This window comes from Tunturiibacter psychrotolerans (assembly GCF_051013365.1).
GTDB lineage: Bacteria > Acidobacteriota > Terriglobia > Terriglobales > Acidobacteriaceae > Edaphobacter > Edaphobacter psychrotolerans_A.
Genome location: NZ_CP132941.1, coordinates 3,125,497 through 3,145,621 on the forward strand (window position 1 = coordinate 3,125,497; position 20,125 = coordinate 3,145,621).

Sequence of the window (20,125 nt, forward strand, 5' to 3'; positions counted from 1 at the left end):
GGGGATCTGCGGTTGCTGTCGCCTTATCACAACCACGGGGACCCACCCTAAAGCGTAATCATCACCACAGCCGCCGCCGCCACCGCCATCCCCCACCCCTGCCGCCGCGTAGGCCGTTCTCTCAGCGTCCAAGCCGCCAACAGAATCGTCGACGCCGGATAAAGCGAAGCCAGCACCGCCGCCACATCCAAGCGCCCAGCCCGTGTCGCCGCAACGTAAAGCAGATTTCCCGAAGTATCCAGCAGCGCCGTAGCCATCGCCCACACCACAATCGGCCGCGACATTCTCACCTTCACCTCACCCCTCTTCGCCCGCAACGAAATCCACCCCAGCATTACCGAACACACCGCCATACTCCCAATCCTGCTCGTCCCCAGAGGCCAGATCACGCCCGTCTTCGCCGCAGCCAGCTTCAGCGCTGTAAAGTAAATCCCGAACCCCACCCCCGCGATCACCGCCAACCAAACCGTACTCCGGTCCGCCGGCTTCGCCTCAGCGTTCTCACCCGCCGCAATCAGCCAGATCGCCATCCCCGCCACCAAAAACCCAACCACGTGCAACACACCCGGCGATCCCTCTTCACTCGCCGAAAACGCCGCAGGAATCGCCGCCGCCAGCAGCCCGCTCAGCGCCGCCGAAGCCCCCATCGCCCCCCGTGACAGCGCAATATAAAAGCAAGCCAGCGCCACTCCCGCCGTCACCCCCGCCACCAGCCCCCAAACCAGCGCAGCCCCATGCAAAAATGCATCTCCCCGCACCCAGGCAACCAACGCCAGCACGCTAAAGCTCATGCAGTGGCTCAGCAAAATCACTCGCAGCGCCGCACCCATCGAGCCGCCGGCCTGCTTCACGCCCATGCCGCCCGAAAAATCCCCACCGCCCCACAGCACTGCGGCGGCCAGCGCCATCAGCGCATTTCCGTGCACCAGCATCTCCATCAAATTCCGATCAGGCCTTGCCGGCCGCGGCCCTTACTTGACCGACACAATCCCCGCAGGCCGTGTATCGCCCGCCGTCGGGTAGTATCCCTTCTTCGCGAGCACCGTCAGATTCGGCCTCAGCACCTTCACTTCCAGCGTCCGGTACTTGCCATCGATAAACGGCTCATGCGTGTAGTAGCCGACCGTATACTGCGTCCGCACCTCTTCCGCAATCTTCGCAAAGCTCGTCTCGATCCCCTTCTGCCGGAACTCGCCATCGAAGTTTCCGCCTGTAGCGCTCGCATAAGCAGGCAGAATATTGTCCCGCATCGTCAGCGGCAGGTGCATCCGGTCCAGAAATCCAATCACCGGCAGCGACGAATCTCCCACCAGCGTCCCATACACCGCAATCTTGTTGGTATTAAGGTACTTCACCACCTGCGAAAACTTCGCTGTGCTCCCATACTCCTTGCCATCGCTGATCACATAAACAATCCGCCGCCGCCCCGTCTTGGTCTTCGCCAACGACGTCGCCGCCGCCAGAATCGCATCGTTCAGCGTATGCACATCCCGCGGAACGTTCTGAATCCCCAGAATGCTCGTTCCATGCGTCGCATTCGTATTCGGATCCGTATGGCTATCCTGTCCCCCGTTGATGCTGATGTTCTGTCCCAAAGGCCCTGTCGTGTCGTAGTAAAGAGGCTCGCGTCCCGGCGCCTTCGATCGGTCCAACACAGCCGTCAACCGTGCGCTCTGTGCCCCGGTAAAGTCCGTCTGCATCTTCGGTCCGTTGTTATACGTAAACACCGAAACCTCGTCATACGGCGTAAACGCTCCCTGCAACGCAGCCAGAGAATTATTCACCTTCGTCATGTTGTCGTAGGTCATACTCTGGTCGATCACCAGCGCCACCGACAGAGGAAACGGATCTACCGTAAACAGCGCCAACTGCTGCCTCAGATTGTTCTCATACACCCGCACATCGCGCCACGTCAGCCCCGGCACCAGCCGCTGCTTGCTGTCTTTCACGGTAAACGGCACTTCCACAAAGTTCGTCTGCACCCGCAGCGTAAACGCGTCAGGTCCCTGCCCGCCCGTCGCAACCTCAGGCGGCGGCCCGTCATCCTGCTTCTGCGCCGCCGTCGCCGGCAATTTATTCGGAACGGCTCCATCCTCCGCAGCAGGCGTCGAATTATCTCCATTCGAATCCGGCGTCGTTCCAGCCCCCGGCGTCACCGGCCCCACCCCAAGCCCCTGAGGGCTCGGAGCATCAGGAATCGTCTGTGGTTTTGGCCCATCGGGGATCGTCTGCTGTTGCGGCGCATCCTGCTGCGCCAGCGACAACACCGGCTGTCCAGCCATCATGCACGCCAAAGCCCCTGCCAACACACTGTTTCTGACCACAACCACGCGAAAATCCCCCATACCTTCCAGCCGGGCCTTCACAACCCAAAGCTTCACGAACTACCAGACTACCAGCGCAACATCCCCGCCGCCATCCCTATGCGTCGATCACCTCCTTGGACGCCTCCCCGCCAGCCAACGTCACGCCCCGGCCCCTCAACCCCACTCACATTTTTCCCAAGACTCCCCTCCAACTTCGTCGTCTAATACGGTATGCGCTCTCTCCGCCTCACCGCCGTCGCCCTCGCTCTCTCGCTCGCCCCCATCCTCCACGCGCAGGAGGCAGCCGAGCCCGGCGGCCCGCCCCCCGCCAGCACCGCCGAACCCCAGCCCGTCGATATCGGCGACACCCAGACCCTCAAAGTCAACGTCAACCTCGTCAACGTCTACTTCTCTGTCCGCGACAAAAGCGGTTTCATCACCAACCTCCACAAAGACGACTGCAACATCTTCGAAGACAAAGTCCCCCAGAAGACCAAGAACTTCACCCAGGAGAAAAATCTCCCTCTCACCATCGGCATCCTCCTCGACACCAGCGGCAGCCAGCGCAACGTCCTCCCTCTCGAGCAGCAGTCCGGCGCCGAGTTCCTCAAGGACGTCCTCACCCCGAAAGACGAAGCCTTCCTCATCTCCTTCGACATTAACGTCAACCTGCTCTCCGACTACACCAACAGCCCCCGCGAGATAAAACGCTCCATCGATTCCGCCGAGATCAACACCGGCGCAGGCACCGGCTCCGTCACCGGCAACGGCACCGCACGCGGTACCCTCCTCTTCGACGCCGTCTACCTCGCCGCCCACGATAAACTCCGCCAGGAGGCCGGCCGCAAGATCCTCGTCCTGCTCACCGACGGAGGCGACCAGGGTTCCCAGGAAACCTTGAAGTCCGCCACCGAAGCCGCGCAAAAGGCTAACGCCATCGTCTATGTCATCCTCCTCTCCGACCGAGGCTTTTACGGCGGAGGCTTCGGCATCAACCTCGCCGACACCGGCGAACGCGACATGCAGAAGCTCGCCACCGACACCGGAGGCCGCGTCATCAACGTGGGCAACAACGGCAAAAAGCTACAAGAGGCCTTCGACCAGATTCAGGACGAGCTCCGCACCCAGTACCTCGCCAGCTTCACCCCCACCAACACCAAAATTGACGGCACCTTCCGCACCCTCAGCATCACCTGCCAGCCCGGCCAAAAAATCCAGGCCCGCAAAGGCTACTACGCCCTCGCCGACTCCCAAGGCAAAGACGACTAGCGCTTGCCTTTGCTAGCTAGCCGTTGCCTGTCTTTTTGGTTGTCGTCCCCGAAGGGGATCTGCGGTTGCGGTTGCCGCTGCTGTTGCAAGTCCTTTTGGTTGTCATCCCCGGAAGGGGATCTGCGGTTGCCGTTGCTGTTGCAAGTCCCTTTGGTTGTCATCCCCGGAGGGGATCTGCGGTTGCGGTTGCCGTTGCTGTTGCAGGTCCTTTTGGTTGTCATCCCCGGAGGGGATCTGCGGTTGCCGTTGCTGTTCCCTACGGTCGACGAAGAGAAGAGCGAATCCATTACCTCCGCTTCGCTCTATCCCGCGGTTTCTACCAAAAATCACTTGTCAAGCCCCATAACCACTCAACTCCTTACAAACCAAGGACATCCGCGTGGCATATGAGTTAGCTCCCAACCGTTATACTGAATCTAGAAGCAGAAAAGAAGAGCTAGACGTAAGTAATTGATAACAAGTATTTTGCGCATAACCCATTTGTATTGAATATTTTGCAGACCACATCCCTCTGTAAATCATTGAATACAAGCACTTTGCGTCCAAAATACCCCACAGGGGGGAGGGGGGTACCCCTCCGATCCAAGGAGTCAGCATGGAGTATGTCAATCTCGGCAAGACCGGCCTGAAAGTTTCATGCCTCAGCCTCGGCTGCATGTCCTACGGGGTCCCACCCGCCGGCCCTTTGCGCCCTGGCAGCCACGCCTGGGCTCTCAACGAAGCCGATAGCCAGCCCTTCTTCAAACAGGCCCTCGATCTCGGCATCAACTTCTTCGACACCGCCAACATCTACACCGTAGGCTCCAGCGAAGAGATCCTCGGCCGCTTCCTCAAAACCAACGCCAAACGCGAAGACACCGTCATCGCCACCAAGCTCTTCAACGCCATGCGCGACGACCCCAACGCGAAGGGCCTTTCCCGCAAGCAGATCTTCTTCGAGCTGGACCAGAGCCTCAAGCGCCTCGGCACCGACTACGTCGACCTCTACCAGATCCATCGCTGGGACTACGAAACCCCCATCGAAGAGACCATGGAGGCCCTCCACGACGTCGTAAAAGCCGGAAAGGTTCGTTACATCGGAGCCTCCTCCATGTATGCCTGGCAGTTCGCGAAGGCCCTCTACGTCGCCGACCTGCACGGCTGGACCCGCTTCATCTCCATGCAGAACCACTACAACCTCATCTACCGCGAAGAAGAGCGCGAGATGATGGGCCTCTGCCAGGCCGAAGGAATCGGCGTCATTCCCTGGAGCCCGCTTGCCCGAGGCCGTCTCGCCCGCGCCTGGCAGTCGGAGAACACCAAGCGCAACGAAACCGACCAGTTCTCTAAATCCATCTACACCAAGACCGAAGATGCCGACAAGAAAGTAGTCGATCGTGTCGGCGAGGTCGCTCGCAAGCGCGGCATCCCCTACGCCACCGTCGCCCTCGCATGGATGTTCAGCAAGCCCTACATCACCGCCCCCATCGTCGGTGCCACCAAGCCAAACCACCTGACCGACGCCGCAGCCGCCCTCTCCGTCAAGCTCACGCCAGAAGAAATCGCCTCGCTGGAAGAACCGTACATCCCACACTCAGTCCAGGGCTTCAGCTAACAGAGAGCTTTTCCCGACCAACGGGAGGAGTACGCAAGTCACGAAGTGACCGCCCCACGCGCAGTGGGCCCGTCCGGCAGGACAAGCAGAAAAAAGAAAGAGAAAAAAGAGAAAGCAGACCAAATGCTGATACCCTCAATCGACCTCATGGGAGGCCGCATCGTCCAGCTAGTCCAGGGCGAAAAGCTAAAACTAGCCTTCGACGACTTTGAATACTGGATCGAACGTTTCGCCAAATACCCTCTGGTCCAACTGATCGACCTCGACGCCGCCATGCGTCTAGGCAACAATCGCGCCCTCATCGAGATGATCGCCAAGCGCCTGCCCTGCCAGGTAGGTGGCGGCCTAAAAACCGCAGAAGACGGCAAACTTCTCCTCGAAGCCGGAGCGAAACGAGTCATCTACGGCTCCAGCCTCTTCCGCCCAGCCGAACCCGACCACCTCCGCCGCCACAAGCTCATCTATCTCGAGTTCGCCGAAGGCCTCAAGTCCGAACTCGGCGAAGAAGCACTTGTCTTCAGCGTAGACACCAAGGCCGGAAGAGTCGCCGTCAAGGGCTGGAAAGACTCCGTCGACCTCACCCCCGAGGAAGCCATCACCTGGCTCGAAGACTACTGCGCTGCCTTCCTCTACACCCACGTGGACACCGAAGGCACGATGCAGGGCTTCCCCATAGACGTAGCCGCGATCCTCAGAGCCTGCACTGCCAAACAGCTCATCGTAGCTGGAGGAATCAAAGAGCGCAGCGAAATAGAAGCCCTGGACGCCATGGGTGTAGACGCCGTAGCTGGAATGGCCGTCTACTCGGGCGCAATGGAAGCATAGAAACCTTCCCGACCAACGGGAGGACCAAAGCATTCGCCTTACCAGGACCAGTACACAAGTCACGAAGTGACCGCGCGCCGCGCAGGCGGCCCGTCCGGCAGGACAGATCTTTCAAATAACTAACAAGGCAGTCGGACGCTCACCCCAGCCCGCTGCAACTCCCCCTTCAACTCCCGCGAGTCCGTCACCCCAAAGTGAAAGATACTAGCTGCAAGCGCGGCATCCGCCCTACCCCTTCCAAACACCTCCACAAAGTGCCCCGCAGTCCCTGCTCCACCCGAAGCGATCACCGGAATCTGGACCGCCCCGCTCACCATCGCGGTCAACTCACAATCGAACCCACCCCGCATCCCATCGGTATCCATCGAAGTCAGCAAAATCTCCCCGGCTCCACGCGACTCCGCCTCCCGAGCCCAATCCAAAACCCGCCGCCCTGTAGCCTTCCGACCACCACTAACAAAAACTTCAGCCTCTTCCACGCCACGACCTTCAATTCGACGAGCATCGATCGCCACAATCACCGCCTGCGCACCAAAGCTCCCACCAATCTCCGCAATCAACTCCGGCCTCGCAATCGCCGAGGAGTTGATACTCACCTTATCTGCGCCTGCATCGAACACCGCAGCAGCGTCCACCGCACTCCGAATCCCGCCACCAACCGTAAACGGCACGAATAACGCCGCAGCCGTCCGCTTCACCGTCTCAAGCAGTGTTCCGCGACCCTCATGCGTCGCCGTAATATCCAGCAGCACAATCTCATCCGCTCCAGCAGCCGCATGACGATGCGCCAACGCCGCCGGATCGCCAGCGTCGACGATGTCCACGAACTGCACGCCTTTCACCACGCGCCCGTCGCGCACATCGAGACAAGCGATGATCCGCTTCGTCAGCATCGGCTAACCCAACCTCTGCGGAACCGCATCAGCCACCGCAACCTGCTCCCCCTCACACACAACCCGAGCCAGCGAATCCCCATCCTCGATCACCGCGCCATGCTCCACAAACCACTCCACCAGCAAACCCTGCCTCGGGGCAGGTACATGAAACTCCATCGCCCCATCGGTCAGCGTGCAAACCGCTTGCCCCGTTCCGACAAGCGACCCGGCTGGCACCAACTGCTGCACAAACGTATACGAAGGCTCTTCCGCTGCAAGTTTCAACTCATACATGAATGGCATAATCTACAACTCCAGAAAGTTCTTCAAAACCTGTAATCCCACTACGCTCGACTTCTCAGGATGAAACTGTACCCCCATCACATTATCTTTCTCGACCACCCCCGAAAACTCCCCTCCATATTCTGTAACCGCAGCAGTTGCATGTATCACCGGAGCTCGCCAGGAATGAGTGTAGTAAACAAACCCACCACTCTCTACCCCGCGCATCAACCTTGAATCCATTCTTACCTTCTCCAACGAATTCCATCCCACATGCGGTGACTTCAACTCTACGCCGTCAAACAGAGCGGGGAATCGCTCGCACGTCCCTTTGAAGTGGCCCAGTCCAGCAATACTTGGAGCCTCGGTGGAACCCTCAAACAACCACTGCAATCCAACGCAGATGCCAAGAAACCAAGCGCCCTTCACAACACTCTCCCGCACCGCATCCGTCAACCCAAGCTCTAGAAGCAAAGAAGTAGCCTGAAAATGTCCAACACCAGGTAACACTACCTTCGCCGCTCCCGCCACTACCGCAGGGTCCTGAGTCACTTCCATTTCTCGCGCGCCAAGGTAGCTCAAAGTCTTCACAACGCTGGTCAGGTTCCCCGCTTTATAGTCGATGATCGCAATCATTCAAACAGCCTTACTTTCCCAAGCATACGAAGAATAAATTTCGGCTAAAGCAATCCCTTGGTACTCGGGAGCATCTCCCTCATTCGCTCATCCCGAGAGCAAGCGCCGCGGAGCGCCCGCGCAAACGCCTTGAAGATCGCCTCGATCTTGTGATGGTTACTGCGTCCGTACATCGTCTTAACGTGCACATTCGCCTTGGCCCCCCGCGCGAAGCCATCGAAGAAGTCGGCGAGCAACTCACTCTGAAAATCGCCCACCAGTCGCACTTTCACCTTGTCATCGACAACATACGCAACTCGTCCGCTCAAATCCACTGCAGCCACGGCAAGCGTCTCATCCATTGCCATCACAAAGTATCCGGCCCGCATGATGCCCTTCTTATCGCCCAGCGCTTTGCCAAACGCCTCGCCTAGAGCGATTCCCACATCTTCCACTGTATGGTGCTGATCGACATCCAAATCGCCCGTACACGCCAGCGTCAGATCGAATCCCCCATGGCGCGCAAACAACTCCAGCATATGATCAAAAAAGCGAATCCCCGTCGACACTTTGTACACGCCCTGTCCATCGACACCGAGCTTCAAAGATATCTGCGTCTCCGTAGTATTCCGTTTGATCGTTGCGGTTCTCACGCTCTTAGACATCATTCGAACTCCCTGGCCCCGTCCTCGATTGGATCATGCGCTGGTTCTTCACGTTGGCTCTTCCAGCCAATCTCATCGAGACAAACCTTCAGAGCAGCCAATCCTCTGGTGACATGCTCTTCAACACCAATCGTGATACGCACAAATCCATCGCAACCCGGGTCGGTCGAGCGGTCTCGCAACAGTACGCCATGCGTCCGCATCGCTTGCACAAGCTCTTTATGTTTGGACCCGATATTCATCAGCACAAAGTTCGCGTGGCTAGGAAAGTAAGGCACGCCCAACTCCGCTAATCCACCCATCATCCGCTCACGTCCAACCCTCACCTGTTCCACATACCAGGCCAGGCAAGTCTCGTCCTCAATCGCAGCAGGAAGGCAATCGAGCGCCACCCCATTCACGTTATAAGGCGAGCTAACCTTCCGCACATACTTCAATAGTTCCGCACTCCCCGCCAGCATGCCAATCCGCAAATTCGCCAGTCCGTACGCCTTCGAGAAGGTTCGCGCCACGATCAAATTTGGCACGGCCGCCAGATCGCCCATTACCGACTCTCCATCAAAGTGGTAATAAGCCTCATCCACCATCACCACTGCCTGTGGAGCCGCAGCCGCAATCGCCAATAAATGCTGTCTGCTAACCGTCGCGCCTGTTGGATTATTTGGCGAAGCGACCATAATCAGCTTAGTCCGCTCCGTAATCGCCGCCATAAAACGTTCGAACGGAAATCCCAGCGTCGCGTCTGACTGTACCTTGACCAGATGCGGGGTCATCATCTTGATACTTACGTCGTACATGAAAAATGAGGGAGTAGCGATGAGCGCCTCGTCCTTCTCTTCGAGAAACGTAACGCACATCAGGTGAATCGCCTCATCGACGCCATTGGTCAGTAAAACCTCCTCCGGCCTCAATCCAAAATGGGCCGCGACGATCCGTTCTACAGGCTCCCTTTCAGGATATTTCGTGAGTCTTTCGGCCGTCTGCGCAAGCAATTTCTCCATTACCCGAGGAGAGGGTGCAAACGTGTTCTCGTTGAAGTCCAGACGCAACGCATCCCGTCCTGCCAGCGGCGGATGGTACTCCGGCATCTCCTGAACAGCGCGACGCGCCTGTACTGACTTCGCTTCTGTAACAAAATTGGTAGCAATACTCATTGCATTCTCACTCTCACACTCTCTGCATGTCCCTTCAAACCTTCAGCTTCAGCCAGTGCGACCGCATGTGGCCCCATCTTCTTCAATCCCGCGCGCGTGTACCGCTGAACTGTAATCACCTTTACAAAATCCGACACACTCAATCCACCGCGGACCCGCCCCACGCGCCCGGTAGGTAGTACGTGATTTGGTCCAGAGATGTAGTCTCCCATTGATTGCGGAGCGTATTCGCCTACAAAAACCGATCCTGCGTTTCGGATCCACTTCAGATCCGCGTCCGAATCGACAGTTAAATGCTCTGGCGCGAGGCGATTCGTAAGCTCCCGAGCCTCGCGTACCGTTGCAGTTACAAATACACATCCTTGCGCTGCCAGCGATTGCTTCGCGATCTTATTATCTCGCGCTCGCAACTTCACCTCTGCCGCAACATCTCTCGCCAAGGTCTCCTTACTCGTAATCAGCACGGCCAACGTCTCCGGGTCGTGTTCCGCCTGAGCAATCAAATCGGCCGCAATGCCGGCAGCATCCCCTGTTTCGCTGGTCACAACGATCTCGGTTGGACCTGCAGGCATATCTATGCCACAGTCATTCGCAACCAGCGTCTTTGCCGCGGTCACGTAGAGATTTCCCGGCCCGACAATCTTATCGACGCGCTCAATGGTAGCCGTGCCATAAGCCATTGCCGCGATTGCCTGCGCCCCGCCCACCCGATAAAACTCCGTTACTCCTGCGAGCCATGCCGCAGCCATCGTCTCTTTTGCGGGCTTCGGCGAACACACCACAATTCGTTCCACACCAGCGACCTGTGCCGGTGTCACCGTCATCAGCAGCGTCGAAGGCAGCGGATAACGTCCCCCCGGCACATAACAGCCAACACTTCCTAAAGGCCGCACAATCTGTCCCGTCTTCACTCCGTCGACGGGTGAAATCGTCCACTCTTGCGGCATCTGTGCTTCCGCGAACGCAAGAATATTTGCGCGCGCCACCATCATCGCCGCTTGCAATGCTGGCGCAGTCGAATCCCACGCGGATTTCATCTCATCACGCGACACAAGCAACAGCTGGTCCTTCGCAAGCTCATCGAACTCGGCTGCATACCTCAGTAAAGCTCGATCGCCGTCCTTTTTTACCCCCGCAAGAATGCCTCGCACCGCCGGTTCGACGCGCGCCGTGTTCACAGCACCTCGCCGTTCGAGCGACTCGATCAATGCATCTGCGGCAGCCTTGCCGCGACCATAAGTCTTCACCAGCTTCATCAAAAACTCCAAAGACACTCGACAGCAGAACAAAAACTTCCTAGAGCACAACCTTACTCAACGGATACTCAACAATGCCCGTAGCTCCCGCGGCCTTCAGCTTCGGAATCACCTCGCGCACCAGAGCCTCATCCAGAATCGTATTCAGAGCCACCCACTCCTGATCACTCAGCTGCGAAACAGTCGGCGAGTTTAACGCAGGCAATACCCCGATAATCCCATCCAGATCAACCTTCCGCGCATTCAGCATCAACCCGACTCGTCCCTGAGCTGCAATTGCCGCATTCAGCATCAATGAAATATTCTCGATCTTCTCCCGTTTCCATGGATCTTTGTAAGCTTTCTTGTTCGCGATTAGCTGCGTCTCGCTCTCCATCAGTGTCTCGATAATCCGCAACCGATTCGCCCTCAGCGACGACCCCGTCTCCGTCACCTCAACAATCGCATCCGCCAGCATAGGCGGCTTTACCTCCGTCGCGCCCCAGCTGAACTCCACCGTTACCGGAATGTTTTTCCCAGCAAAGTATCGCTTCGTAAACTCAACCAACTCCGTGGCAATAATCTTTCCCGCCAGATCCTCCGGCCTCTGGAACGGCGAGTCCTCCGGCACCGCCAACACCCATTTCACCTTCTGCCGGCTCTGTTTCGAGTACGTCAAACTCGTGACATACTCCACATCGGTCTCATTCTCCAGCACCCAATCATTGCCCGTTAGTCCGGCATCGAGCGCTCCATGCTCCACATAACGCGCCATCTCCTGCGCTCGCACCAGCATGCATTCAATCTCCGCATCATCGACAGAGGGGAAGTAGCTCCTGCCATTCGCGAAGATCCTCCATCCGGCCCGCTCAAACAGCGCAATCGTCGCGTCCTGCAAACTGCCCTTCGGTATTCCAAGCTTCAATCGATTCGTCTCGCTCACCGTGCCTCCAGCGCAATTTTTTTTGTAAAGCAGCTCACCGTGCCTTCGTGGCAAACCAATCCGTCACCTTCGACTTCAACTTTGAATAGCAGCGCGTCATTGTCGCAATCGGTTGACGCTTCAATCACTCTCAGCCGGTTTCCGCTGGTCTCGCCCTTCATCCAAAGCTTCTGCCGAGTCCGGCTCCAGAACGTAACAAACCCGCTTTCGAGCGTCTTCGCATAGCTCACCTCATTCAAAAAGCCCAGCATGAGCATCTCGCCGGTCTTCGCATCCTGAACGATCCCCGGAACGAGGCCATCCATCTTCGCAAAATCAATCTTCACTACGTCGATCATCTCTGTCCTCTCCATGTACGCAAGAAAAAGGCCCGCTCGCGGTATGCGCGTCAGCGGGCCTTTCGAAATCCTTAGTAAGCGTTCGTTACTTCGCCACTCCGGACACAGCCGCCAACACGCTCTTTGCGTGATGATGCGAATGGCCATGATGGAGGTGCAGTCTGCTCATCTCCCCTTCAGGGTAGCGGGCAGTCCCGGAGAAGTCAACCTTACGCAGACCCGATACCCGCGCCTCCAGCCCGCCAGACGCAAACTTGTTCATTGACGCAGCCCGAACACTCTCGTACTCTTCCGCTGTAAAGCATTCAGCCCAAAGTAGGAGAACACGATGCTCAATCTTCGTAACAAATTCCTTGCCGCCGCGCTCCTGTTCGCGGTCATCCCTGTATTCTCCGTTGCTCAGGGCTCCAAAGCCGGCACTCCAGCCGCAGCCGCAGCCGCCGCGCCCTTGGACATCAACACCGCAACCCCCGACCAGCTCAAGGCTTTCCCCGGGATCGGAGACGCCTACTCGAAACGAATCATCGACGGCCGCCCCTACACCGCTAAAAATCAGCTCGTTACCCGAGGCATCCTCCCGCAGGCCACTTACAACAAGATCAAAGACCAGATCATCGCCAGCCACCCCAAAAAATAACCGCCAAACTGCGCCCGACCAGGACGGGCATCCGTACGAGGATGCCCGCTCCATTTAAAGCCATTTCTCCCATCCAAATCTCCAAACCGCTGCTACCATCTCTCCAACTGGCCTATGCCCCAGAGATCTGCACGCCTCCAATACTTTCTTCTCGCCATCGTGGCCGCACTTGCGCTCCTGCATGCGTACGGTGGCGCACGTATGAGCTTCCATTTCTTGGCACACGGCGACTCCATCGCACGGTCCCCCTTCGAAAGCGGCCTGCACCTCGCGACCACGACCAACCTCCACGAAGAGGCGCTTGCTGCGGGCCTCAAGCCGTTCGACACCATCCTCACGATCAACGGCCAACCGTATACCGGCCTCAACGTACTCCTTGCCCAAACTCGCGCCTTCTTGCCGGGCGACCCGATGACCGTCACGTATAGCCGTGGAGCTCACGGGCCAATCCAATCGGCGACCATCCGTCTCGCGCCGGTCCTACCGCAAAAGCTTTCGCCTCTCGGGATCGCAGCCCGTTCGACGTTCGCTCTTCTGCCTTTGGTCTGTCTCCTTATCGGCCTCTGGGTAGTCTTCGCCCGTCCAAGGAATCCGAATGCGTGGTTGATTCTCGGTATCCTCGGCTACGTCGAGGCCCTCTTTATCAATCCAACCCAGATCGTCGGATCGTTCCTTCTTCCGATCTGCTTATTTTGGAATGTGGCAGCCCAAACCGCCATGCCAGTCTGCCTCATGTTCTTCGGTATCTATTTTCCCGAGCGGTCCCCACTCGACGTCAAGCGTCCGTGGGTCAAATGGCTCATAGCAATCCCAATTCTTCTCCTCTCCCTCACAGACCTCCTCTACTTCTACGGCGAGATGTGGAACTTCGCAGCCATTCAATGGCTGGTTTCCTATCTCAACCCCATCAACGTTGCTGAAAATGTCCTGAGTTTCTGCGCCGTCACGTGGTTCTTCTTCAATCTCGGTCCGAAGATCAGACAAGCCACTGGAGATGCCCGCCGACGCCTTCGTATTCTTTACTTCGGAACGTGCATTGGCCTGACGCCTTTTTTCCTCCTGCTTCTCTACTCTCTCTATAAGGGAAGCGATGTCGGCCAGGACATTCCACAATGGGTAGACATCACTGCCTTCGTGATTCTTCTTCTCTTTCCTCTCTCCCTCGCCTACGTCGTCGTCGTTCAGCGTGCCATGGATCTCAGCATCATCATCCGCCAGGGAACTCGCTACGCCTTCGCCCGCGAAGCTCTCACAACCGTGAGAGTCGTGCTTGCCATTTGGATGGCCTTCTCCCTCAATGATTTCTTCCGCCATCCAGACCATCAACGCAGCGACATCATCCGAATACTCTGCATCATCGCAATCTTCTTCGCCTTCCGCTTTCTCCTCTCCAAGCGTCTCCAACAGTGGATCGACCAGCGCTTCTTCCGCGAAGCCTACTCCACCGAGCAGCTTCTCTCCGAACTCTCCGACGAAGCCCGAAACTTTACCGAGGTCGCCCCCCTCCTCGAAACCATTACGCGCCGTCTCGGTTCCACTCTCCACATCGACCGCATCGCCGTCTTCCTTCGCTCTGGCGAAAACTATCATCTCCAGCTAGCCACCGGCATGCCGATGGTCCCCGGAGCGGCACAATACTTCTCCCTCCCTGCAGCCTCCACCACCATCACGGCTCTCAGCCGCGCCAAAGCCCCCGCCAATGTCTATCGCGACGACCCGTCCAGCTGGCTCATCGATGCGACCGATGCCGAACGCAACGCCCTCAACGACCTCTCCACCGAACTCCTCGTCCCGCTACCCGGACGCACTCGTCTCGCTGGTGTCATCGCCCTCGGCCCCAAAAGCTCTGAGGAGCCCTATTCCAAAACTGACCGCCAGCTCCTCCAGACCATCGCCTCCCAAACCGGACTCGCTCTTGAAAATGCTGAGCTCTTTGAAAACCTCACCACCGAGGTCACTCAACGCGAACGCATCTCCCGTGAACTCGAGATCGCGCGTGAGGTTCAGGAGCACCTCTTCCCCCAGACCCGTCCCCAAGTCCCAGGCGTCGATATCGCTGGCTTCTGCCGCCCGGCACAGGTAGTCGGCGGCGACTACTACGACTTCTTCCTTCTTCCCTCAACCTCTCCAACCGAAGCCCCTCTCGCTCTCGCCCTCGGCGACATCTCAGGCAAAGGCATCTCCGCGTCCCTTGTCATGGCGAGCCTCCGCGCGAGCCTTCGCAGCATCGCCGGCCTTCGCCAAGGTGATCTGGGCACTCTCATCTCCCGCGTCAACGAAATTGTCTACGAGTCCTCCACCTCCAGCCGCTACGCCACATTCTTCTACGCCGAATACGATCCCTTCACCCATCTCCTCACCTACGTCAACGCTGGCCACAATCCGCCCTACGTCCTCCGCGGCACCGAAACCATCCCACTCAAGCCCACAGGAACCGTGGTCGGCCTGCTCTCCGACGCCGCCTATGCTCAGGAGACTCTCCAGCTTCACCCCGGCGACGTGCTCATCGCATTCACCGACGGAATCTCCGAAGCCATGAACCACCAAGACGAAGAGTGGGGCGAGGACCACATGCTGGTCACAGCCCGGCAACTCCTCGACCGCCCTGACTGCAAAACCACCGCCGATCAGCTCCTGACCTGCATCTTCGAAGCTGCCGACAAATTCACTGCCGGCGCCCCACAGCACGACGACATGACCCTCCTCGTCTGCACCTTCAACCACTCATCTGTCCAGTAAGCCGAATCTTGTCTTCAGTCACACTTGTTTAACAAACGGCGTCTCGGCGCGTAGCCGTCTACCTCGGCGGCACATCGCGATCACAATTACGCCAGCTTGAACTTGCCGATTCGCAGTAATCCCACATATTAGTCATTTCGTTCTTCCACTCCATCGCCGCCTACGTTCTTAAATCAAGTAAAGTTGATGCAGCGCGGAGCTCAGGATCAACCTGATGTCGCCGAGTCGACGGTCTATGTCCAATCTCATTCATCTCGTCCGCTCCGCCGCTCGCGTTGCTTCAGCAGCCGCGACTCTCGCAATCCTCACCGGCTGCGGCGCCATCGTCAGCAGCGCTCCCCAGTCCCAGGTTCGTGTCGTCACCGTCTCCCCCGACGCGCCCAGACTCGACATCTATCAAGACGCCAATCCACTCGCCCACAATCTAGGCTTCGGCACCGTCACCTCGTACATTCCAATCTCGCCCGGCAGCGGTACAATCGCCGCTAACACCGCTGGAACCAGACAACTTCTCTCTATATCCAAACCGAACTTCGTCGCGTCCGGTCAATACACCGTGCTCATCGGGAATGCCGCCGCGAACATGCAGCAGCTCACACTCACAGATCAGAGCCAGCCTGCTCCCTCAGGCGACATCGCGCTCCGCTTCATCGACCAGGCCACGCGCGTAGGCGCGACCGACGTCTATCTCGTCCCCGCCGGCCAGAAGCTCACCACCATCACTCCCCTCGTGACCAACCTCCCCTTCGGAGGCAATACCGGCTACCTCAACATCCCCACCGGCACCTACTCTTTTGTCATGTTGCCTACCGGAACCATCCCCTCCAGCGCCATAGCCGCACCATACACCGGCCCCCAGGTCACCTACTCCGCCACCTCAGCCCACACGGTCATCCTCATCGACCAGCAGCTGCCCTCAACACCAGGCCTTCAGGTCATCACTGCCAGCGACTTCGATCCCGTCGCCAACTGATTCTTCCCGCACTCCCATCGCCAAGCTAAATCCGACACGAAACGCGCGCGCCTACCCGAAGAGCGCCCGAAAGTCGCGCCTTTCCAAAAAAATATACTTCCCCGATTTACCACAACACTTGCCAAACCTGCGTGTTTATTCTCTTCGTAAGCGGTAACAGCAAGACTAAAGCTTGCACTGAAACACGGAACCGTGAATTAACCTGCTCGGTTCTCTCACATGCAGCAAAACAAAAAGGCCGCCGAGGATCTCCTCAGCGGCCTTTTTGTTTTGAATCTAACGCTTAGTACCGGTAGTGATCCGCCTTGTAAGGTCCTTCCACCGGAACGCTCAGGTAGTCCGCCTGCTTCTTGGAGAGCGTCGTCAGCTTCACGCCGATCTTCTCCAGGTGCAACCGTGCAACCTCTTCGTCCAGCTTCTTCGGCAGAATGTAGATTCCGATCTTGTACGTATCTTTGTTCTTCCAGAGGTCAAGCTGCGCCAGTGTCTGGTTCGCAAAGCTGTTCGACATCACGAAGCTCGGATGCCCAGTCGCGCAACCCAGATTTACCAGCCGGCCCTCAGCCAAAATAAAGATGCTGTTGCCGCTCTCGAACGTGTATTTGTCCACCTGAGGCTTGATGTTCAGCTTCTTCACGCCCTTCAGCGCGTTCAGCGGCTCCATCTGAATCTCATTATCAAAGTGGCCTATGTTGCACACAATCGCCTGATCCTTCATCAGCTTCATGTGCTCCACCGTGATGATGTCAACGTTGCCCGTGCAGGTCACATAGATATCGCCACGGCCCAGCGTCTCTTCAATCGTCGTAACTTCGTAGCCTTCCATCGCAGCCTGTAGCGCATTGATCGGATCGATCTCCGTCACCACGACGCGTGCTCCAAGCCCACGCAGCGAAGCCGCCGAGCCCTTGCCCACGTCGCCATACCCGCAAACCACGGCGACCTTACCCGCGATCATCACGTCGGTCGCGCGCTTGATGCCGTCTACCAGCGACTCGCGGCAGCCATACAGGTTGTCGAACTTCGATTTTGTAACCGAATCGTTGACGTTGATCGCCGGAACCAGCAGCGTGCCCTTCTCCAGCATCTTGTAGAGCCGGTGAACGCCGGTCGTAGTCTCTTCCGAAACACCGCGCCACTCTTTCGCCACATCCTGCCAGCGCGTCGGATGCTCCGCATGTACCTTCTTCAGCAGAGCCTTGATCACATCTTCTTCGGTCGAGCCTGAAGGCGAATCAACCCACTTATCGCCTTTCTCCAACTCCACACCCTTGTGGATCAACAGCGTTACATCGCCGCCGTCATCGATCACAAGCTGTGGCCCAAGCAGTCCGCCCTTCCCATCAGGGAACTTCAGCGACTCATTCGTGCACCACCAGAACTCTTCCAGCGTCTCGCCCTTCCAGGCGAACACCGGCACGCCTGCTGCAGCAATCGCAGCCGCCGCGTGGTCCTGCGTCGAGAAGATGTTGCAGCTCGCCCAGCGCACATTCGCGCCCAGCGCCACCATCGTCTCAATCAACACTGCTGTCTGAATCGTCATATGCAGCGAGCCCGTCACGCGAACGCCAGCCAGTGGCTTACCCCCGGCGTACTTATTGCGGATCGACATCAAGCCGGGCATCTCCTGCTCGGCGATCTCAATCTCCTTCCGGCCAAAATCCGCCAGAGAAATATCTGCAACCTTGTAATCCACCGATCCCGCTGCCTTGTCGATCGTCGCTGTCGCCATAGTATGAAACCTCAAAATGCAGAATTTTTACTTACCCCAGAATACCATCGCAACCATTATTCCCCGGTGAAATAAGCGTCGCAGCAGTTGGTCAGGTCAAACTCTTCTTCATTATTTTCAGCAAGATGCCGTACGCCGATTCTCTCAAGGTCCGCATAACGTTCATCTGTTAAGGCGCAAGGTGTCCATAAGCAAGATCAGCAGTTACAAAATCTTCAGAGAGCACTCTCCGCAACCGGCCTATTCTCTTTGCCCCTGACCACCAGCGCCAGACATGCAGCGCCAAGCGCCATCGCGCTAATCAAATAAAGTCCCCCGGTAAAACTCTGCGTGGCATCCCGCAATCGCCCCGTCATATAAGGCCCCGCAAATCCGCCCACTCCACCCACCATCTGCAAAATCGCCACAGCCCCCGCCGCCGCTGTTCCGCTCAGCATACTCGTCGTCAGCGTCCAGAATGGCCCCATCATGCTCCAAAGCCCAATCGCCGCCAGCGTCATCGCGCACAACGCAACCACCAAAGCATGCGCCCACGCTGCCCACGCAAATCCCACCGCAGACAACATCAGGCACCCAGCGATATGCCATCGCCGCTCATTCCGCCTATCCGAACTCCATCCCACCACAACCGTCATCACAGCCGCCGCCAGATAAGGAAACGTCGCATACCGCGCGATCAAAATCGCATCCCTCTCGCCGCCATGCGAGAAGCTCTGAAGAATAAGCGGCATCCAGAGGTTCACAATATAAACTCCCACCTGGCTCACAAAATACACGCCAGCCAACACCCAAAGCGCTGGCAGACGAAATGCATCCAGCAGCCGATGGTGCGTCGAAGCACCGAACCGCTCCCTATCCCGCTGCAACTCCCCCTCAAGCCACACGCGCTCCTCAGGCCGCAACCACCCCGCCTTCGCAGGCCCGTCCTTCAACACAAACAGCACCGAAATCCCTAGCAGCACAGTAGGGATTCCCTCCGAAACAAACAGCCACTGCCACCCCGCCAAGCCGCCCACGCCATCCAACTTCAGCAAGTAACTCGACAGCGGCCCACCCACCACTCCAGCCAGCGAAGTAGCCGTCATAAACTTCGCCACCGCCCGAGCCCGTTCCTGCGTAGGAAACCAATACGTCAGGTAAATAATCATCCCCGGGAAAAATCCCGCTTCACTCACGCCCAGTAAAAACCGCAGCACATAAAACGACTCCTTCGAATGCATGAACATCATGCAAGTCGAGATCACGCCCCAGGAGATCATGATCCGCGCAATCCATATCCGCGCCCCCACGCGCGTCAGCATCAGGTTGCTCGGCAGATCGAACAGCACCGACCCAAGAAAAAAAATCCCCGCCCCGGTCCCATACACCGTGTTGCTGAAGTGAAGATCCCGCTGTAAATCATAAGCAGCAAATCCCACATTCACCCGGTCCAGATACGCCACGATGTAAAGCAGAAAAATATAAGGAATTAGCCGCCACGTAATCTTCGAATAAAGCGCCCGCCCATCCACCTGCGCCTCAGCCACGTCCATCATCCCTCTACTTTAGCTTTTTACCTTTGAAAAGGAATTCCTAATCACTGATCTGGCCTTCCAACTCATCGCGCGGCGTTACTCATGCACAGGAGGAATCACCTGCACCCGCCGGGCTTCGCGAAACGATCGCCAACCCGCTATCGCCATCAGCAGAAAAAATCCACCAAATCCCACTGCAACTCCCAACACGCCGGCAACACCTAATAACGTCACCCAAAGAGGATCGGTCTTGTCGGCGAAGTAGACGAACGCCGCGACAATATCCCCCAACACAAGCACCAGAGAAAAGAGCAGCACGGCGAGACTCGCTATCAGCCACTTCTTTGCGCGGTCAGGTATCGCTTTACTCAACACAGCACTCACGAATCACCCATCCTCGCACGCAATCGTCGCAGACTTACTCCGCAG

General features: G+C 57.7%; 21 protein-coding genes. 7 read left to right on the forward strand and 14 right to left on the reverse strand.

What is annotated here, in order from left to right; translation table 11 throughout:
- Positions 1-47: 47 nt before the first annotated feature.
- Positions 48-938 carry an EamA family transporter gene (locus RBB76_RS13060; RefSeq protein ID WP_429631463.1) on the reverse strand — a complete coding sequence of 297 codons (891 nt, stop codon included), beginning with the start codon at positions 936-938 and terminating at the stop codon, positions 48-50.
- A 33-nt stretch (positions 939-971) separates the two neighbouring features.
- Positions 972-2,381, reverse strand: a complete 1,410-nt coding sequence (locus RBB76_RS13065; protein WP_429631461.1) for a VWA domain-containing protein — start codon at positions 2,379-2,381, stop codon at positions 972-974.
- A gap of 156 nt (positions 2,382-2,537) precedes the next feature.
- Between RBB76_RS13065 and RBB76_RS13070 the strand changes: the two genes are divergently transcribed.
- The 4 genes from RBB76_RS13070 to RBB76_RS13085 all read left to right on the forward strand — a co-directional run bounded on the left by RBB76_RS13070 (position 2,538) and on the right by RBB76_RS13085 (position 5,994).
- Positions 2,538-3,575, forward strand: a complete 1,038-nt coding sequence (locus RBB76_RS13070; protein ID WP_429631459.1) for a VWA domain-containing protein — start codon at positions 2,538-2,540, stop codon at positions 3,573-3,575.
- A 99-nt stretch (positions 3,576-3,674) separates the two neighbouring features.
- Positions 3,675-3,965 (forward strand): hypothetical protein, encoded by a 291-nt coding sequence (locus RBB76_RS13075; RefSeq protein WP_429631458.1) that lies wholly within the window; start codon positions 3,675-3,677, stop codon positions 3,963-3,965.
- A 205-nt stretch (positions 3,966-4,170) separates the two neighbouring features.
- Positions 4,171-5,169, forward strand: coding sequence for an aldo/keto reductase (locus tag RBB76_RS13080; protein ID WP_429631456.1), 999 nt, complete (start codon positions 4,171-4,173; stop codon positions 5,167-5,169).
- Between the two features lie 123 nt (positions 5,170-5,292).
- Entirely contained in the window at positions 5,293-5,994 is a 702-nt protein-coding gene (locus tag RBB76_RS13085; protein WP_429631454.1) for a HisA/HisF-related TIM barrel protein, read from the forward strand.
- Positions 5,995-6,113: 119 nt separating this feature from the next.
- Here the strand turns inward: RBB76_RS13085 and hisF are convergent, their stop codons facing one another.
- The 9 genes from hisF to RBB76_RS13130 form a co-directional block, all read right to left on the reverse strand.
- Positions 6,114-6,887 (reverse strand): imidazole glycerol phosphate synthase subunit HisF, encoded by a 774-nt coding sequence (gene hisF, locus RBB76_RS13090; RefSeq protein WP_429631452.1) that lies wholly within the window; start codon positions 6,885-6,887, stop codon positions 6,114-6,116.
- A 3-nt stretch (positions 6,888-6,890) separates the two neighbouring features.
- Entirely contained in the window at positions 6,891-7,172 is a 282-nt protein-coding gene (locus tag RBB76_RS13095) for a biotin/lipoyl-containing protein (RefSeq protein ID WP_429631450.1), read from the reverse strand.
- Between the two features lie 3 nt (positions 7,173-7,175).
- The gene (hisH, locus tag RBB76_RS13100) at positions 7,176-7,787 is read right to left on the reverse strand and encodes an imidazole glycerol phosphate synthase subunit HisH (protein ID WP_429631448.1); all 612 of its coding nucleotides are present in this window, start codon (positions 7,785-7,787) and stop codon (positions 7,176-7,178) included.
- 44 nt (positions 7,788-7,831) lie between these two features.
- A complete protein-coding gene (gene hisB / locus RBB76_RS13105) occupies positions 7,832-8,431 on the reverse strand; it encodes an imidazoleglycerol-phosphate dehydratase HisB (RefSeq protein WP_429631914.1) in 600 nt (199 codons plus the stop codon).
- Positions 8,431-9,585, reverse strand: coding sequence for a histidinol-phosphate transaminase (hisC, locus tag RBB76_RS13110; protein WP_429631446.1), 1,155 nt, complete (start codon positions 9,583-9,585; stop codon positions 8,431-8,433). The genes hisB and hisC overlap by 1 nt, the downstream gene beginning before the upstream one ends.
- Positions 9,582-10,841 (reverse strand): histidinol dehydrogenase, encoded by a 1,260-nt coding sequence (gene hisD, locus RBB76_RS13115; protein WP_429631445.1) that lies wholly within the window; start codon positions 10,839-10,841, stop codon positions 9,582-9,584. The genes hisC and hisD overlap by 4 nt, the downstream gene beginning before the upstream one ends.
- Before the next feature lie 40 nt (positions 10,842-10,881).
- A complete protein-coding gene (gene hisG, locus RBB76_RS13120) occupies positions 10,882-11,763 on the reverse strand; it encodes an ATP phosphoribosyltransferase (RefSeq protein ID WP_429631443.1) in 882 nt (293 codons plus the stop codon).
- Positions 11,760-12,101, reverse strand: coding sequence for a phosphoribosyl-AMP cyclohydrolase (hisI, locus tag RBB76_RS13125; RefSeq protein ID WP_429631441.1), 342 nt, complete (start codon positions 12,099-12,101; stop codon positions 11,760-11,762). Before hisI ends, hisG begins: the two co-directional genes overlap by 4 nt.
- 85 nt (positions 12,102-12,186) lie before the next feature.
- The gene (locus RBB76_RS13130) at positions 12,187-12,363 is read right to left on the reverse strand and encodes a hypothetical protein (RefSeq protein WP_429631439.1); all 177 of its coding nucleotides are present in this window, start codon (positions 12,361-12,363) and stop codon (positions 12,187-12,189) included.
- Positions 12,364-12,429: 66 nt separating this feature from the next.
- On the opposite strand from RBB76_RS13130, the gene RBB76_RS13135 reads away from it, so the two are divergent.
- The 3 genes from RBB76_RS13135 (at position 12,430) to RBB76_RS13145 (ending at position 16,450) form a co-directional block, all read left to right on the forward strand.
- Positions 12,430-12,738: a ComEA family DNA-binding protein gene (locus tag RBB76_RS13135; protein WP_429631437.1), complete on the forward strand. Its 309-nt coding sequence runs from the start codon at positions 12,430-12,432 to the stop codon at positions 12,736-12,738.
- Positions 12,739-12,852: 114 nt separating this feature from the next.
- The gene (locus RBB76_RS13140; protein ID WP_429631435.1) at positions 12,853-15,477 is read left to right on the forward strand and encodes a SpoIIE family protein phosphatase; all 2,625 of its coding nucleotides are present in this window, start codon (positions 12,853-12,855) and stop codon (positions 15,475-15,477) included.
- Between the two features lie 235 nt (positions 15,478-15,712).
- A complete protein-coding gene (locus tag RBB76_RS13145) occupies positions 15,713-16,450 on the forward strand; it encodes a DUF4397 domain-containing protein (RefSeq protein ID WP_429631433.1) in 738 nt (245 codons plus the stop codon).
- 283 nt (positions 16,451-16,733) lie between these two features.
- Here the strand turns inward: RBB76_RS13145 and ahcY are convergent, their stop codons facing one another.
- The 3 genes from ahcY to RBB76_RS13160 all read right to left on the reverse strand — a co-directional run bounded on the left by ahcY (position 16,734) and on the right by RBB76_RS13160 (position 20,080).
- Positions 16,734-18,182, reverse strand: a complete 1,449-nt coding sequence (gene ahcY / locus RBB76_RS13150; RefSeq protein ID WP_429631431.1) for an adenosylhomocysteinase — start codon at positions 18,180-18,182, stop codon at positions 16,734-16,736.
- Positions 18,183-18,397: 215 nt separating this feature from the next.
- Positions 18,398-19,717: an MFS transporter gene (locus RBB76_RS13155; RefSeq protein ID WP_429631429.1), complete on the reverse strand. Its 1,320-nt coding sequence runs from the start codon at positions 19,715-19,717 to the stop codon at positions 18,398-18,400.
- Between the two features lie 75 nt (positions 19,718-19,792).
- Positions 19,793-20,080, reverse strand: coding sequence for a hypothetical protein (locus RBB76_RS13160; RefSeq protein ID WP_429631427.1), 288 nt, complete (start codon positions 20,078-20,080; stop codon positions 19,793-19,795).
- Positions 20,081-20,125: the final 45 nt, after the last annotated feature.

Coding starts and splice junctions, on each gene's coding strand:
- RBB76_RS13060 (WP_429631463.1), bottom strand. CDS start 938: ATGGAGATGCTGGTGCACGGAAATGCGCTGATGGCGCTGGCCGCCGCA.
- RBB76_RS13070 (WP_429631459.1), top strand. CDS start 2,538: ATGCGCTCTCTCCGCCTCACCGCCGTCGCCCTCGCTCTCTCGCTCGCC.
- RBB76_RS13080 (WP_429631456.1), top strand. CDS start 4,171: ATGGAGTATGTCAATCTCGGCAAGACCGGCCTGAAAGTTTCATGCCTC.
- RBB76_RS13085 (WP_429631454.1), top strand. CDS start 5,293: ATGCTGATACCCTCAATCGACCTCATGGGAGGCCGCATCGTCCAGCTA.
- hisF (WP_429631452.1), bottom strand. CDS start 6,887: ATGCTGACGAAGCGGATCATCGCTTGTCTCGATGTGCGCGACGGGCGC.
- RBB76_RS13095 (WP_429631450.1), bottom strand. CDS start 7,172: ATGCCATTCATGTATGAGTTGAAACTTGCAGCGGAAGAGCCTTCGTAT.
- hisH (WP_429631448.1), bottom strand. CDS start 7,787: ATGATTGCGATCATCGACTATAAAGCGGGGAACCTGACCAGCGTTGTG.
- hisB (WP_429631914.1), bottom strand. CDS start 8,431: ATGTCTAAGAGCGTGAGAACCGCAACGATCAAACGGAATACTACGGAG.
- hisC (WP_429631446.1), bottom strand. CDS start 9,585: ATGAGTATTGCTACCAATTTTGTTACAGAAGCGAAGTCAGTACAGGCG.
- hisD (WP_429631445.1), bottom strand. CDS start 10,841: ATGAAGCTGGTGAAGACTTATGGTCGCGGCAAGGCTGCCGCAGATGCA.
- hisI (WP_429631441.1), bottom strand. CDS start 12,101: ATGATCGACGTAGTGAAGATTGATTTTGCGAAGATGGATGGCCTCGTT.
- RBB76_RS13130 (WP_429631439.1), bottom strand. CDS start 12,363: ATGAACAAGTTTGCGTCTGGCGGGCTGGAGGCGCGGGTATCGGGTCTG.
- RBB76_RS13135 (WP_429631437.1), top strand. CDS start 12,430: ATGCTCAATCTTCGTAACAAATTCCTTGCCGCCGCGCTCCTGTTCGCG.
- RBB76_RS13140 (WP_429631435.1), top strand. CDS start 12,853: ATGCCCCAGAGATCTGCACGCCTCCAATACTTTCTTCTCGCCATCGTG.
- RBB76_RS13145 (WP_429631433.1), top strand. CDS start 15,713: ATGTCCAATCTCATTCATCTCGTCCGCTCCGCCGCTCGCGTTGCTTCA.
- ahcY (WP_429631431.1), bottom strand. CDS start 18,182: ATGGCGACAGCGACGATCGACAAGGCAGCGGGATCGGTGGATTACAAG.
- RBB76_RS13155 (WP_429631429.1), bottom strand. CDS start 19,717: ATGATGGACGTGGCTGAGGCGCAGGTGGATGGGCGGGCGCTTTATTCG.